The following is a 15,294-nucleotide window of genomic DNA, read 5'->3' as shown; positions in this document are numbered from 1 at the left end:
CCCTGGAAAAAACGGAGTTAAGGCAACAAACGATCCGGCAGCAGGCGCATCAACTGTGTGTCGAACCAGGCCACGAAGGCCGGCGACGGCACGGCATCGACCGCCAGGTACCACCAATCGGCGGCGGCAAAGGCACGGCATTTCACCGCGTCTTTTTCCGTCATCACCAACGGCAATGACGGTGTGAAATTCAACGCCTGCACGCTGTATTCGGCGTGGTCGGCAAACGCATGTGGAACAGGCCGCCAGTGTAGCGTTTCGAGGGTCTTGAAGAAACGTTGCGGATTGCCGATACCGGCCACCGCGTGCAGGGCCTGACCAGCAGGAAAATGATCGAGGGGACGGCGTTCGCCACTGCGCAGATTGACCAGCGCGGTGGGTTGCAATTGAAAGGCAAAACCATCGTCGCGGTCGGATGCGGCACCGTTGTAGAGGACCGCGTCGACGCTTTGCAGGCGCTCGACCGGCTCACGCAATGGCCCGGCGGGCAGGCAACGGCGGTTGCCCAGGCCGCGGGCAGCGTCGATCAGCACCAGTTCGAGGTCGCGGGCCAGGCGGTAGTGCTGCATGCCGTCGTCGGACAGGATCAGGTCCAGCGGTTCACTGGCCAGCAAGGCTCTGACGGCGTTGCTGCGATTGGGGTCGATCATCAGCGGCACGCCCGTGCGCTGGACGATCAGCAGCGGCTCGTCACCGGCAACGTCGGCGCTCTGCTCGGCCTCGACCCGCCACGGCGACTGCGGCGGTTTGGCGCCGTAGCCGCGGCTGACCACGCCGACCCGCAGGCCGCTGCGCTGGCAGTGCTCGATCATCCATAGGATCAGCGGCGTCTTGCCGGTGCCTCCCACGGTGATATTGCCGACCACGATCAGCGGCACCGGCGGCTGGTAGATCTCGCCCTCACCCGCCAGAAAGCGCTTGCGCTTGTTCATGACCACGCGCCGGTACAGCCATTCCAGTGGCTGCAACAGTTTCAGGGCCGGATGACCTGCGTACCACGCGGCGAGCAATCGATCGGACATGGCCATCAGGGCGCCGGGGGCGCCGCCTCGATGGTGGTCATGCGCAAGTGACTGAAGCCGAGTTTGCCGGCGGCATCCATGGCCGTCACTACGGACTGATGCTGAGTCTTGCCGTCAGCACTGATGGACAGCGGCCGGTTGGTGTCGCCGTTGGCTTCTTTTTGCAGCGCGTCCATCAGCGAGGCCAGGTCGCTTTTCGGCAGGATCTGGTTGTTCACCGAAAACACGCCGTCGGCGCTGATGGCGATGTCCAGCGGCTTGCTCTGATCGTCGGCCGGCGTACCGCTGACGGCTTCCGGCAGATCGACGCGCAACTGGGTTTCACGGGTGAAGGTGGTGGTCACGACAAAAAACAGCAACAGGATGAACACCACGTCGATCAGCGATGCGAGGTTGATGTCCACCGTTTCCCGTGGTTTGCGGCGGAATTTCACGCTTTGCTCCCGGTCAGGTCCACGTCGCGATCGCCCTGTACCACTTCGACCAGCTTGATCGCTTCCTGCTCCATGCCCACCACCAGCTCATCGATCCGGCGTTGCAGGAAACGGTGGAAAAACACTGCAGGGATACCCACCATCAGGCCCGCGGCGGTGGTGATCAGGGCCTTGGAAATACCACCGGCCAATACCGAAGCGTTGGTGGTCATGCCTGAGCCTGTGAACGCACTGAAAATATCGATCATGCCCAGCACCGTACCCAGCAGGCCCAGCAACGGCGCCATGGCGGCGATGGTGCCGAGGGCGGCGACGTAGCGCTCGAGCTCATGGATGACCCGTTGTGCGGCCTCTTCGATACACTCCTTCATGATCTCGCGACCATGCTTGGAGTTGGCCAGGCCGGCCGCCAGGATTTCGCCCAACGGGGAGTTGGCGCGCAGTTCCTTGAGTTTTTCTTTATTGAGCTGTTTGTCCTTGATCCAGACCCAGACCTGCCCGAGCAAGTGCTCCGGGGTCACGCGGCTGGCCCGCAGGGTCCACAGACGCTCGGCAACGATCGCCATGGCCGCGATGGAGCTCAAAATGATCGGCAGCATCATCCAGCCGCCGGATTTGACCAATTCCCACACAGTGACAGCCCCCTCGAAAAAGTGCGCCACTCTAACATAGGGGGTGCAAGCACCGAAGACCGTGATGTCGCATCCGGTCGGGCTTTGGAAATGCCAGGTTATGGGTGCAAGGGCGGCGGATCGCGCCAGAAACGCCGTTCCTGGCGCATTGACCATGGCGGCTCGAAGCGTCCCAATTGCAGACGAATGGCACCCTGCTCGACGCTGTCGTAGATCGCCATTCCACGTTTTTGATAACGCGCGATGACCGTGGGATGCGGATGACCAAACGAATTGCCCTGGCCGCGGGAGATCAGCACCCCTTTTGGTTGCAGGACATCCAGCAGGGCATTGGACGATGAACTGCGACTGCCGTGGTGTGGCGCCTGCAGCCAATCGGTGGGCACGGCCAACGGACTGTCCAGCAGGGCTCTCTCGGCGGCGGCATCAATGTCGCCACTCAACAGCAACCGCTCGCCATTGGCCTCGATCAACAAGACACAAGAGTTCTGGTTGCTGTCGCCGGCCAATGGCCAGTGCCAAAGCTGGAAATCGACTTCATCCCAAGTCCATTGCCGGCCGCTCTCACAACGCCCGGCCTGCAACTCCACAGGCAAGTCTGACGGTTCACCACTGACTACCTGTTTCACAGGCAAGCCCTTGGCAATTGCCCGGGCACCGCCGGCATGGTCGGCGTGGGCGTGGCTGATCAGCATCAGGTCGAGGCCCTTCACCCCCAGTTTGCGCAATGTCGGCAGTACGACCCGCTCCCCCTGGTCGAGCTCACCGAATCGTGGGCCGGCGTCATACAGCAGAGTGTGATGCCGGGTGCGCACCAGAACAGCCAGCCCCTGCCCCACGTCCAACTGCCAGACTTCAGCGATGCCTTCCGGCAGCAATGACCGGGGTGGGGACACCAGCAACAGCAGCAGAGGCCAACCCAACGGGCGCAGCGGAACGCCACCCGGCAACAGCAGTAGAAAAGCGCCCAGCGCGCCGAGGCTCCATACCCCCAAAGGAATCGCTTCCGGCACCCACGCCGGTAGCACCTCGGCCAACAACGCCAGGACCCTGAACAACCCACCGATCAAACCGCCCGCCAGCCACAACAGGCCCTCACCCACGTAGGGCACCGGCAACAGCAATGTCCCGAGCAACGCCGGTGGCAACACCAGCAGACTGATCCACGGCACCGCCAGCAAATTGGCTGCCGGACCGCTAAGGCTGATCGGCAATCCCAATATCAACAGTAACGGGCACAGTCCGACTGCAATCAGCCACTGGGCGCGGGTCCAGGTTTGCCACCATCGCCAGGGGCCCAACCGGCCGCCGAAGGTCAATATCAAGACGGCCACGGCCGCGAAAGACAGCCAGAAACCAGGCTGAAGACTCGCCAGCGGCTCCAGCAGCAAAATGCCGCAGAGCGCCAGCAACAGCGGCCACCATGCACCGAGATGACGGAACCGCAGACGCCACAACAACACCAGACCCAGCATCAGGCAGGCTCGTCGCACCGGCACCCCGAATCCGGCCAGCATCCCGTAACCGAGTGCAGCGGCGAATGCCAGGCCACACGCCCAAGGCAACCATGGCAGACGGTTCGGCCATAACCCAAGGCGGGCCAGGCCGGCGATCAGCAGATACACGACGCCCGCCAGCAAGCCGATGTGCTGCCCGGAAATCACCAACAGATGCACCGTGCCGGTGTCCTGCAATACCTGCCAGTCTTCGCGACTCAGCCCGGCACCGTCCCCGAGCACCAACGCCGTCAACGCGCCGCCTCGCCCCTGGGCATCCACAGCCTGCAAACGCTGGCGGATGCCATCGCGCCAGGCCCATTGGGCTGGCGCAAGGCGTTCGCCCTGCTTGACCGTCCCGGTCGCCCCGATGTGTTGTGCCAGCAACCAGGCCTGGTAATCGAACGCCTGCGGATTGAGGAGCCCGACCGGGCGCTTCAATTTGACTGCCAGACGCCAGCGCTCACCACTGTTCACCGGCGGCCCGCCGTACCAGGCCAGGCGCATTTGCCGCGGCAGCCGGGTGCGCCGGGACTGGATGTCGGTCAATTCGAAACGCACGACACCGTCGTCATGCCGGGGCAAGCCTGTGACTCGTCCTTCGACCCAGCGGGTTTCTCCGTCCAGCGCCGGCGGCAACCGGTCATCCAGCGCCCACTGCGCATTCGCGCAGGCCCAACTCAGACCGAACAGGTAAAACGCCACCGGATACGTCCTGAACGGCAACAACAGCAAACCCGCCACCGGCATCGCCAGCCACAACCAGACCGGCGGTAAAGCCGGTAAAAAACGCAAAGTCAGCAGACCCAGCGCCAACGCCATCATCCCTGTGCGCATAAGCCCGTCCTTGAGAGTCCCCTCCAAGGCTTAGCCCGCCCGTCGCGCGGGCGCCGTTATCAATTGTCACAAAGTCTGAATGGGCAGTTCATAGAATCCAGACATACTTGCCACCCTGACCGACCGAGAAGCCTTATGCCCCGGCGCTTATTCAAACGTTACATGCCAGACCCGATGAGCATCAGGGAACACAAGTCCTTACGCTTTCTCGGCACGCTGCTGCATGACCCGAACCTGTGGCACCTCAACCGCCACTCCGTGGCCCGTGCCATGGCGGTGGGTTTGTTCGCGGCATTCCTGCCAATCCCGCTGCAGATGCTGCTGGCGGCAACCCTCGCCATTATCGTACGCGGCAACATGCCGATCGCCGTGAGCCTGGTCTGGCTGACCAACCCGATCACCATGCCTGCCGTGTTCTTTTGCACCTACCAGACCGGCGCCTGGCTGATGGACGTCCCCACCCGGCAGTTGCCGGACTCACTGACCTGGGAATGGATCAGGGGCGAAATCTCGACCTTGTGGCAACCGTTTCTGTTGGGTTCGGTGGTGACGGGGCTGGCACTCGGCGCGCTGTCCTACTTCATGGTGATGGCGTATTGGCGCTGGTGGGTGGCCAGGCAATGGAAGCGGCGCAAGAAGAGCCGGATGTGAAAATGCAAAACGGCGCCCCAGGGCGCCGTTTTTTACATCTGCCATCCACCCCTTGTAGGAGCTGCCGCAGGCTGCGATCTTTTCGCCTTTTAACGGACCCGAATCAAGATCAAAAGATCGCAGCCTTCGGCAGCTCCTACAAGGTCAGGTGCGCATCCCGCGTCCGCTGACCAGCAACCGTGCACAACCGATATACAGCACTACGGTCGCCACCAGCATGAAAGCGATGGCCACACTGATGCGGATATCCGATACGCCGAGAATGCCGTAGCGGAATGCGTTGACCATGTGCAGCACCGGGTTGGCCAGCGAGACGGTCTGCCAGAACGGCGGCAGCAAGGTGATCGAGTAGAAGACCCCGCCCAGGTAGGTCAATGGCGTCAGCACGAAAGTCGGAATGATCGAAATATCATCGAAGTTGCGCGCAAACACGGCGTTGATGAAGCCCAGCAGCGAGAAGATGGTCGCCGTCAGCACCACCACCAGAATGGTCACGCCCAGGTGATGCACCTGCAAGTGGGTGAAGAACAGCGACAGCAGGGTCACGATGATCCCCACCATCAACCCGCGCAGCACGCCGCCCAGGGTGTAGCCGATCAGGATGGTGTGCGGCGACAGCGGCGAGACCATCAGCTCTTCGATGGAACGCTGGAATTTGCTGCCGAAGAAACTCGACACCACGTTGCCGTAGGAGTTGGTGATCACCGACATCATGATCAGCCCCGGCACGATGTACTCCATGTAGGTGAAGCCACCCATGTCGCCGATTTGCCGACCGATCAGGTTACCGAAGATCACGAAGTACAGGACCATGGTGATGGCCGGCGGCAGCAGGGTCTGCGGCCAGATCCGGGTGAAACGCCGGACTTCACGGTAAACGATGGTGTTGAGGGCAATGAGGTTGGGGCGCAACTCGGAACTCATACCGCCACCTTCGACAGATTTTTCTCCACCAGGGACACGAACAACTCCTCGAGGCGATTGGTTTTGTTACGCAGGCTCAGCACTTCGATGTTCTGCTGCGCCAGTTGGGTGAACAGCGCGGTGATGCCCATGGACTTTTCCACCTGGACTTCCAGGGTGTGGCTGTCGATCAGCCGGGACGGGTAGCCGAGCAACTGCGGCGCGGCGGGTAGGTCGCCCTTGAGGTCCAGCAGAAAGGTTTCGACATGCAGTTGGCTGAGCAACTGACGCATGCTGGTGTTCTCGACGATGGTGCCGTGGTCGATGATGCCGATGTTGCGGCACAACTGCTCAGCCTCTTCCAGGTAATGGGTGGTGAGGATGATGGTGATGCCTTTCTGGTTCAGCTCGGTGAGGAAGCTCCACATCGAGCGACGCAGTTCGATGTCCACCCCCGCCGTCGGTTCATCGAGGATCAGCAGGCGCGGTTCATGAACCAGCGCGCGGGCGATCATCAGGCGACGCTTCATGCCGCCGGACAGTGAACGCGACGGCACGTCCTTCTTGTCCCACAGGCCCAGCTGGGTCAGGTACTGTTCGGCGCGTTCCTTGGCGATTTTCGCCGGGATGCCGTAGTAGCCGGCCTGGGTCACGACGATGTCGAAGGTCTTTTCGAACTGGTTGAAGTTGAATTCCTGAGGCACCACGCCGATGCAGCGCTTGAGCTGCGCAGGATTGCGGTCCAGGTCGTGACCGAAGATATTCACCGTGCCGCTGGTCTTGTTCACCAGGGTCGAGAGAATGCCGATGGTCGTGGATTTGCCGGCGCCGTTGGGGCCGAGCAAGGCGAAAAAGTCACCTTCGGCGACGTCCAGATCGATACCACTCAGGGCCTGGAAACCGTTGCCGTAGGTTTTGGTTAGCTGCCGGATGGACAGAGCGGAACTCATATCTGATTTACGCACCAAGAAGGGAAGAAAGGGATAAGTATGGGCGGCGGCGAACAATACAACCGCAACAACCTGGCACAATGGTGCTTGTCGCCGCCACACAAGTACAGTCAAGCGTGTCGATAGTGAGTATTAAGTCAACGCGGTCATGACCGCCTTTTGATACGCCGGACGATGTTTCAACCGCGCGTACCAGGCCTGCAGATACGGTTGTGGTGCACGCTCGATCGGCATCTCGAACCAGGCATAAATGAAACTGCCCAGGGGAATATCACCCATGCCGATCTCGTCTCCGGACAGGTAAGGCTTGTTCGCCAATGCCTGGTCGGCCATCGCCAGCAGCGTCTCGCATTCCTTGATCGCCGCCTTGATGGCGGGCCAGTCCTGCTGGTCAGCCGGGGTACGCAGCACACCCCAGAATACGGTACGGAACGGGCCGGCAAAGCTTGAGGTGGTCCAGTCCATCCATTTGTCGGCGCTGGCACGGGCTTGCAGATCTGCGGGGTACCAGGCCGTGTCGGCGGCGTGGCGGGCCACCAGGTAACGCACGATGGCGTTGGATTCCCACAGCACGAAACCGTCGTCTTCAATGACAGGCACGCGACCATTGGGATTCATGGCGCGGTACTCGGGCGTATCGACGACACCAAAGGCGCCACCGGCATCGATCGCCTCGTAGGCCAGGCCCAGTTCTTCGGCGGCCCACAATGGCTTTCTCACATTCGATGAGTTTTTCCGACCCCAGATCTTCAGCATGACCGCCTCTTTTTCGCTAAGTGGGCAGGCAGCATACGCCGGATCAGGTGCGACTCAAATCACTCTGCATGTCACCCAACAGCGGTTGCAGTTGCTCACCGAACAGGTGCGGATAGCATTTTTCCAGGTGTTCGAAAAAGAACGCTTCAGGGACGTCGGCGAACTGGCCGTGATCGACGAGGTACTCCATCAGCTTCGCGCCATCGCGGTTGAAGGGATGAAAAACGCTGTCGTTGATCCCGTCGAATTCCAGCGGCGCCACATTGAACAGCTCGCAAAGTTTGCGGTTGAACGCCGGCGTCGCCTTGATCCAGCGACCCTGCAAATAAAACTCGGTGTAGCCGTGCATGGCGAACATGTCGCTCTTGAGCAATTCAAGCAGCCGAGGCGTCGACAAATGATTGCGCACATCCGCCAGGCCGATACGCGCGGGAATCCCGCAATGCCGCGCTGCACCTGCCAGCAACGTGGCCTTGGGCACGCAGTAACTTTCCCCGGTCGCCAATGCATGACTGCCGCGCAGGGTCTGCGGATCGCGACTGAAGGTATACGGGTTGTAGCGCACCGCTTCGCGCACGGCGTAATAGAGACTGATCGCCTGTTCAAGCGGATCGCGACTGGCACCACGGTGTTTTTCGGCGAACTCCACCACGGACGGATGGTCACTATCGATGAAGCGGCCGGGACTCAGGTACTCGTGCATGAGAATAATCTCCAGGGGAAGCCCCGAGTCTAGCGAGAGCTTCAGCACAGAGATAACGACGTTTCGGCCAAATATGGGCGCTTTGCCGCTCGTTCAATGAAGGTTTTTCCCACGTGTGCGGCCCATCTGGCCCACGAAAATCATCCTGGGTGACCACCCGCCTGTTTTGCGGATGCCGTCTAAGCTCTGAGGGCTGGTTCGCCCTGGTTTCACGGAGGAATAAATATGCTGCTGTTGTGGATACTGGTTCTGCTGGTCGGTATTGCTTATCTGGCCCACCGCCGCATCGCCCCGTTACCCGCCCTGGTCATCGTGGCCGTCTATGTCGTGGCCATGGGCGCTTTCAGCCGCGCACCGGGCTGGTTGCTGCTGGTTTTCTGGGTATTGATCGCTGCCGTCGCCGCGCCCTTGCTGCTGCCCGACCTGCGTCGCAAATTGTTCAGCGCACCGATGTTCAACTGGTTCCAGAAAACCCTGCCGCCGATGTCGCAAACCGAACGCGATGCCATCGACGCCGGTACGGTGTGGTGGGACGGAGAGCTGTTCAGTGGCCGTCCGGACTGGAACAAACTGCTGTCCTATCCCAAAGCGCAATTGAACGAAGAGGAACAGGCGTTCATCGACGGGCCGACCGAAACACTCTGCACCATGGTCAATGAATGGCAGCTCGGCCAAACCATGGATCTGCCGCCCGAAGCCTGGGCGTTCATCAAGGACAACGGCTTTTTCGCCCTGATCATCCCCAAGGAGTTTGGCGGCAAAGGCTTCTCTGCCTATGCCCACTCGCAAGTGGCGATGAAGCTGGCAAGCCACAGCGGCGACCTCGCCTCCACCGTGATGGTCCCCAACTCCCTCGGCCCGGCCGAATTGTTGCTGCACTACGGCACCGACGAACAACGCAATCATTACCTGCCACGCCTGGCACGCGGCGACGACATCCCGTGCTTTGCCCTGACCGGTCCGCTGGCCGGCTCCGACGCTGGCGGCATGCCAGACTCCGGGGTGATCTGCAAAGGTGAATGGGAAGGCCAGGAGGTTCTCGGCCTGCGCCTGAACTGGGAAAAGCGTTACATCACCCTCGGCCCGGTGGCTACCCTCCTCGGCCTGGCCTTCAAGGCCTATGACCCGGATCACCTGTTGGGCGACAAGGAAGACCTGGGCATCAGCCTGGCGCTGATTCCGACCGACATCGCCGGTGTCGAGATCGGCCGCCGGCATCTGCCGTTGGGCGCCGCGTTCATGAATGGCCCGAACTCGGGCAAGGACGTGTTCGTCCCGCTGGAGTTCCTCATTGGCGGCCAGGAAATGCTCGGCAAGGGCTGGATGATGCTGATGAATTGCCTGTCGGTGGGACGTTCGATTTCCCTGCCGGCGGTGGGCACCGGCATGGCCAAGTTCACCAGCCTGGTGACGGGCCAATACGCGCAGATTCGTGAGCAGTTCAATGTACCGATTGCCGCTTTCGAGGGCATCCAGGAAGCCATGGCCCGCATTGGCGGCAACGCCTGGATGATGGACGCCGCCCGCATGCTGACTGCCAATGCGGTCGACCTGGGCGAGAAACCGTCGGTGCTGTCGGCGATTCTCAAGTACCACCTGACCGAGCGCGGCCGCGACTGCATCAGCGATGCCATGGATGTGCACGGTGGCAAGGCGATCATCATGGGGCCGAACAATTACCTGGGCCGCAAATGGAACGGCGCGCCGATTTTTATCACGGTGGAAGGTGCGAACATCCTTTCGCGCAACCTGATGATCTTCGGCCAGGGCGCGATCCGCTGCCACCCCTTCGTGCTCAAGGAAATGGCCCTCGCCAGCCGTGAAGACAAGGATCAGGCGCTCAGAGAATTCGACGGCCTGCTGCTCAAGCACATCGGTTTTGCCGTGGGCAACGCCGCCAGTACGCTGGTGCTGAATCTCGGTTTCGGGCACCTCGAACACACCCCGGGCGACAAACTCAGCCAGGGTTACTTCCGCGCCCTCAATCGTCAGGCTGCGGCATTCGCCCTGCTCGCCGACCTCAGCATGATGCTGCTGGGCGGCGCACTGAAACGCCGGGAACGCCTGTCCGCTCGACTGGGTGACGTACTGAGCAACCTTTACCTGGCCTCTGCCGCACTCAAGCGCTATCACGATCTCGACACACCGGAGTACATGACGCCACTGGTGAGCTGGGCCATGGAAGAAAGCCTGGGGCAGGCGGAACGGGCCATGGATGAGCTGCTGAACAACTTCCCGAACAAAGTCGTGGGCTGCCTGTTGCGGGTGATCGTGTTCCCGCTCGGTCGCCGGCACAAAGGCCCTTCGGACAGGCTCGCGGCCGAAGTCGCTGCCTTGATTGGCCGCACCAAGGGCGACCCTGCCCTGGAGGAATTGCTCCTGGGTTGCTATCGCCCACAGGCGAGCGACGATCCGGTCGGCGCCTTGCAACACGCCTGCAACCTGTTGAGTGCCGCACAGCCGCTGCAGAAAAAGCTGCATGTGGCACTCAAGAGCGGCCAGGTCAAACCGCTGGCCGGCGAGTCGCTGATCGATGCCGCGCTCGAGGCTGGCGTATTGCAGCCGGTGGAAGCGCAAACCCTGCGTGAAGCCGAGGCGGCCCGGCGCAAGGTGATCGATGTCGATGACTTTGACCAGGAGGCTTTGGCACTGGCCGGGGGAAAAGTCCGCTGATCCCTTCAAACATGTAAAAACGGGCGCGGGCGCTTTATACTCCCGCGCCCGTTTTGCTCTTGAGGACTTATCTCGTGTCCAACATCGTTGCCGATCATCTCGTTTTACTCGACCACCTGCGCAGCATCCTGGTCGCCGTAGGTGAGGCCGAGCAGGTTCCCGACGAAAGCCATGCCTTGTTCCTTGAGCGCTTCGACGAGCTGCTGGCGTTACTGCCTGTCGACCCGATTGAAAGCCAGTACCTGGGCCAGGACATTCTGTGCCAGGTCATCACTCGCTATCCGCAAATCGCGCACCTGGTGCCGCGCGACCTGCTGTGGTATTTCGCCGGTGACTGCCTGCATTACATGCCCGATGATGAAATCGACCTGTACCAGGCCTTGGAAGAACGTCGCTTCGAAGCCGAACAGAACGACGAACCTTTCGACTGGAACCAGGAAAAGCAGCTGCTGGCGTTGTCGAACCAGGACAGCAAGCACTGATCTGCAAAAGATCGCAGCCTTCGGCAGCTCCTACAGGAATTGCCGAAGGCTGCGATCACTTGTTTCTCCCTTCAAAACAACCCGTCACTCTCCGGCAGTTCATACTCCGATGGCGACCAGCCCGGACCATTCGACCGACCCGGCTTGTCCAGCGTCGGCTCCTTCGCCAGACATTCCACCAGGTAATCGATCAACACCCGTAGCTTGGGCGGCAGGTATCGCGTTGGCGAATGCAGCAACCAGGCGCCGCCGTGGTAGGACGCCAGAAAGGTCCAGTCCGGCAGCACTTGCACCATCAAACCCTTCTCCAAGGCATGACGCGCCGTGAAATACGGCAAGCTGCCAATGCCGATGTGCTGCAGCACCGCGCCATAACGTACGCCAGTGTGATTGGCGGCATATCGCCCGCGCACTCCCACGGTTACCGTCTTGCTGCCTTTCTTGAATTTCCAGCGTGCGTCACTGGGTGTTTCGCCCAGGTAAATGCAACTGTGATTGAGCAAGTCATGGGGATGAGTCGGCGTCCCGTGCTCGGCCAGATACTGTGGAGTGGCGCAGAGCATATGATCGATGGTCAGCAACTGCCGCCCCACCAGACCCGCAGGCGGTCGATCGGTGATGCGAATCGCCAGGTCGACATGATCGTCGATCAAATCGACCTGGCGGTCCTCAAGCAACAGCTCCACATCCACTTTGGGATAACGCCGCAAGAATTCCGGCATGTGCGGGTGGATCACGATCCGGCCCACCGCTTTCGGCACGCTGATACGCACCAGCCCCTCGGGTTCATCCGTGAACTGACCACTGATTTCCATCACTGACCGCGCCGCATTGACCATTTCCTGACAGCGCTTGAACACCTCCTCGCCACCGTCGCTCAGACGCAACTTGCGTGTGGTGCGTTGCAGCAACCGGGTGGCGAGCGCCTTCTCCAGGCGCGAAATGCTGCGACTGACCGCCGAGGGCGAAGAGCCCAACTGACGGGCTGCCTCGGAAAAACTGCCCGTCTCGACAACCTTGACGAAAATCGCCATTTCACCGAGCAACGGCAGTGGAAGATTTATGCTCACAACGCAACAGTCCTTTGATGTTTGCCCGGATTATCACGTATTTACAGGCTTTCTATAATAGAAACTGATGACCAATACGAGCCCGGAATATGACGCTGCGCCTTTTTTTCCATAGTGATGAGCTCAAGGCCAACGTGGAAGTCCTGGAATGCACTCCCCACGAAAACGAGTTTGCCGTGGTCTTGCGCGCGACCCTGTTCCACCCCCAAGGCGGCGGACAGCCTTGCGACACGGGCTGGATCGGCGAAAGCCAGGTGCTGCGCGTGGTTCAGGATCCCGAGCGGATCATTCACTTTGTCGACCAGCCGGTAAAAACCGGGATGACGCCAATCCGCGTCGACGAACAACGCCGGCGGTTCAACACGCGCATGCATTCGGCTGGCCATTTGATCGGGCACTTTGTCCAAGCCATGGGCTGGATGCCGATCAAGGCCCATCACTGGCCTGGTGAAGGCCGTGTGCAATTCCAGCCGGGCAAATCAGCGCAGGACGTCGAGGCCCAGGTCATCGAGCAGGGCATCGGGCAGTGGATCGACCACGACCTGCCGCGCCTGACCTCACTGCGCGAAGGCGCCCGGGAAATCGGCTTCGGTGAACTGCCCGCCTACGGTTGTGGCGGTACCCATGTACGCAGCTTGAAGGATCTGGGCGCGATCACCATCGCCTCCCTTTCGCAGAAAAAAGGCACGCTGTCCGTCCACTATCACGTGGACTGAGCACTGGGCGTTCGTGGGGGGGCGCCTGATTTTATCGATGCCAGCATTGCCCGGAACGCAAAAGGCCCGACCAGTCAAACTGGCGGGCCTTTTTTTGCTTCAGTACACCCCGTCAACATCCGGCAACCGCACTGCGCTACGCCCCTGCCCGCCCGCCTGTCTCCAGTCTTTGCACCAATAGTTTTCCTTTATCTCATGGCACTTTGGTTTGATTGAACTAACGTCAAACCATAAGAAGTCATAACGGCTCAAATTTCCACGTTAGCTTCAGTGATCAGATAGCGGATTGGCAAAAGGAGTTACCTCACTATGATCCTGGCAGGCGATTTCCGGCGCTGTACCTTCATTGCCGACTACTTTCCGGGGGAGCCAGGTCGACGGACAGTGCAATCCATAACCGCACGCATCGCTCTGACAGGCAATCCAGATAACCGGATCACTCAAACCGTTTTTTGCAAAGGTCGCTCGCGGTCCAGCCGGATCAGCGAATTGCGCCCGCTCGTGTGTAGCACGCAAGGAATAACGCCAAGGCCACGGATAAGTGGACTGGCGCATTGGGGGGATAGCCCGATCCCCGAGAAGTAATCCGAGACAGCTCAGTCTGCCGAAGATTGGCCTATTCAGTGAGGATGTACTTGATGAGCCTTCGTCCCGTGCCCGCTTTCAAGCGAATTATCCATGGCCTGTTCTGGATGGGCCTCAGCGTGGATGCGGCTCAGGCCGCGCCGGCCAACTGTCCACAACTGGACAATTGGCCGACAACGTACGAGGTCGGTCAGGGGCTGCAGAATGAACTGCGCAGCCCCGTTCCGGTAACGCAACTGGCGGTGGGTGACCCGAAAATTGCCGACGTGCAACCCAGCGGCAGCAACGCGTTCATACTCACGGGCATTGCGCCGGGGACCACCAGCCTGATGGTCTGGACTGCCTGTTCGAAAACGCCGCGCCAAGCCATGGTGTTCGTCAAGGGCAGGGCCACGTCGGCGCTGACCAGCGTGCCGTCGGTGCCTTCCGACGACCCGTTGCTGCCGAGCCAGGTGCAGACCGATGTCCGCTTCGTTGAAGTCAGCCGGACCAAGCTCAAGGAAGCCTCCGCCTCGATTTTCGGCGTCCGGGGCAACTGGCTGTTCGGCTCGCCGAGAACCTTGCCCACCATCGGCGGCATAGTCACGCCGGCGATACCGGTGAGAAACGACCAGTTCAACCTCACGTTTGCTACCGGCAGCACCCTGGTGGCGATCAACGCGCTGGAAGGCAGCGGTTTCGCCTACACCCTGGCGCGGCCAAGCCTGGTAGCGCTCAGCGGGCAAAGTGCGAGCTTCCTGGCCGGCGGTGAAGTACCGATTCCGGTGCCCAGTTCAGGCAGCGATAACGTGTCCATCGAGTACAAGGAATTCGGTATACGCCTGACCCTGACGCCAACCATCGTCGGGAAAAACCGTATCGCACTGAAGGTGGCGCCGGAAGTCAGTGAACTGGATTTCACCAACGCAGTGAGCATCGCCGGCACGATTGTCCCGGCCCTGACCGTGCGCCGTACCGATACCAGCATCTCCCTGGCCGACGGCGAAAGCTTCGTCATCAGCGGCCTGATCAGCACCCACAACGACTCCCAGGTGAACAAGTTTCCGGGGTTGGGCGATATTCCGATTCTGGGCGCGTTTTTCCGCGACAACACCATCAACCGTGAAGAGCGCGAACTGCTGATGATCGTCACCCCGCATCTGGTCCAGCCATTGGCTGCCGATGCACAACTACCGACATTGCCTGGCGAACAGCTGCGCAATTACGACCCGAACTTCTACCGCATGTTCTTTCTGGAAAATGGTGACTTCGACAGTCTCAGCGGACTCTCGCAATGAAACGCAGCCTGAACCCGACGCGCCTCGCCCTGACTCGTAACGGTGACTTTGAGCGTTTGCCGGGCCAGCCTTATTGCCATTGGCCAGGCGTTCAACCTGTTGTCGCC

14 protein-coding genes are annotated in these 15,294 nt (G+C 60.7%); 5 read left to right on the top strand and 9 right to left on the bottom strand.

Features of this window, described 5'->3' with window-relative positions; translation table 11 throughout:
* Window positions 1–17 precede the first annotated feature (17 nt).
* From lpxK to KW838_RS14365, 4 genes are all read right to left on the bottom strand, one after another.
* Window positions 18–1,028 carry a tetraacyldisaccharide 4'-kinase gene (lpxK, locus tag KW838_RS14380; protein ID WP_218501401.1) on the bottom strand — a complete coding sequence of 337 codons (1,011 nt, stop codon included), beginning with the start codon at window positions 1,026–1,028 and terminating at the stop codon, window positions 18–20.
* On the bottom strand, window positions 1,028–1,456 hold the full coding sequence (locus KW838_RS14375) for a biopolymer transporter ExbD (protein ID WP_046037486.1): 429 nt from the start codon (window positions 1,454–1,456) through the stop codon (window positions 1,028–1,030). Before KW838_RS14375 ends, lpxK begins: the two co-directional genes overlap by 1 nt.
* Window positions 1,453–2,088 (bottom strand): MotA/TolQ/ExbB proton channel family protein, encoded by a 636-nt coding sequence (locus KW838_RS14370; protein WP_015096396.1) that lies wholly within the window; start codon window positions 2,086–2,088, stop codon window positions 1,453–1,455. Before KW838_RS14370 ends, KW838_RS14375 begins: the two co-directional genes overlap by 4 nt.
* A 98-nt stretch (window positions 2,089–2,186) precedes the next feature.
* Window positions 2,187–4,421 (bottom strand): ComEC/Rec2 family competence protein, encoded by a 2,235-nt coding sequence (locus KW838_RS14365; protein ID WP_218501400.1) that lies wholly within the window; start codon window positions 4,419–4,421, stop codon window positions 2,187–2,189.
* A 135-nt stretch (window positions 4,422–4,556) separates the two neighbouring features.
* On the opposite strand from KW838_RS14365, the gene KW838_RS14360 reads away from it, so the two are divergent.
* Window positions 4,557–5,072 (top strand): DUF2062 domain-containing protein, encoded by a 516-nt coding sequence (locus KW838_RS14360; protein WP_102700912.1) that lies wholly within the window; start codon window positions 4,557–4,559, stop codon window positions 5,070–5,072.
* A 144-nt stretch (window positions 5,073–5,216) separates the two neighbouring features.
* On the opposite strand, the gene KW838_RS14355 is transcribed toward KW838_RS14360, so the two are convergent.
* From KW838_RS14355 to KW838_RS14340, 4 genes are all read right to left on the bottom strand, one after another.
* Window positions 5,217–5,996: an ABC transporter permease gene (locus tag KW838_RS14355; protein ID WP_007972352.1), complete on the bottom strand. Its 780-nt coding sequence runs from the start codon at window positions 5,994–5,996 to the stop codon at window positions 5,217–5,219.
* Window positions 5,993–6,925, bottom strand: coding sequence for an ABC transporter ATP-binding protein (locus tag KW838_RS14350; RefSeq protein ID WP_102700913.1), 933 nt, complete (start codon window positions 6,923–6,925; stop codon window positions 5,993–5,995). Before KW838_RS14350 ends, KW838_RS14355 begins: the two co-directional genes overlap by 4 nt.
* 132 nt (window positions 6,926–7,057) lie before the next feature.
* A complete protein-coding gene (locus KW838_RS14345; protein WP_218501399.1) occupies window positions 7,058–7,681 on the bottom strand; it encodes a glutathione S-transferase family protein in 624 nt (207 codons plus the stop codon).
* Between the two features lie 43 nt (window positions 7,682–7,724).
* The gene (locus KW838_RS14340; protein WP_102700915.1) at window positions 7,725–8,384 is read right to left on the bottom strand and encodes a transglutaminase family protein; all 660 of its coding nucleotides are present in this window, start codon (window positions 8,382–8,384) and stop codon (window positions 7,725–7,727) included.
* Window positions 8,385–8,609: 225 nt separating this feature from the next.
* Here KW838_RS14340 and KW838_RS14335 point away from each other — a divergent pair, with 225 nt between their 5' ends.
* Window positions 8,610–11,057, top strand: a complete 2,448-nt coding sequence (locus KW838_RS14335) for an acyl-CoA dehydrogenase (protein ID WP_218501398.1) — start codon at window positions 8,610–8,612, stop codon at window positions 11,055–11,057.
* A gap of 74 nt (window positions 11,058–11,131) precedes the next feature.
* Window positions 11,132–11,539: a PA2817 family protein gene (locus KW838_RS14330; protein ID WP_007972361.1), complete on the top strand. Its 408-nt coding sequence runs from the start codon at window positions 11,132–11,134 to the stop codon at window positions 11,537–11,539.
* Between the two features lie 71 nt (window positions 11,540–11,610).
* On the opposite strand, the gene KW838_RS14325 is transcribed toward KW838_RS14330, so the two are convergent.
* The gene (locus KW838_RS14325) at window positions 11,611–12,609 is read right to left on the bottom strand and encodes a LysR family transcriptional regulator (protein WP_218501397.1); all 999 of its coding nucleotides are present in this window, start codon (window positions 12,607–12,609) and stop codon (window positions 11,611–11,613) included.
* Window positions 12,610–12,698: 89 nt separating this feature from the next.
* Between KW838_RS14325 and KW838_RS14320 the strand changes: the two genes are divergently transcribed.
* On the top strand, window positions 12,699–13,325 hold the full coding sequence (locus KW838_RS14320; protein ID WP_218501396.1) for an alanyl-tRNA editing protein: 627 nt from the start codon (window positions 12,699–12,701) through the stop codon (window positions 13,323–13,325).
* A gap of 638 nt (window positions 13,326–13,963) precedes the next feature.
* Complete coding sequence (locus KW838_RS14315) at window positions 13,964–15,187, top strand: type II and III secretion system protein family protein (RefSeq protein ID WP_218501395.1); 1,224 nt, start codon at window positions 13,964–13,966, stop codon at window positions 15,185–15,187.
* Window positions 15,188–15,294: the final 107 nt, after the last annotated feature.

It is taken from the genome of Pseudomonas sp. PDM27 (genome assembly GCF_019219205.1).
In the GTDB taxonomy this organism is placed as follows: Bacteria; Pseudomonadota; Gammaproteobacteria; order Pseudomonadales; family Pseudomonadaceae; genus Aquipseudomonas; species Aquipseudomonas laurylsulfatiphila.
The sequence above is the reverse complement of the archived record's forward strand: the minus strand, read 5'-3'. Positions and strand labels throughout refer to the sequence as shown.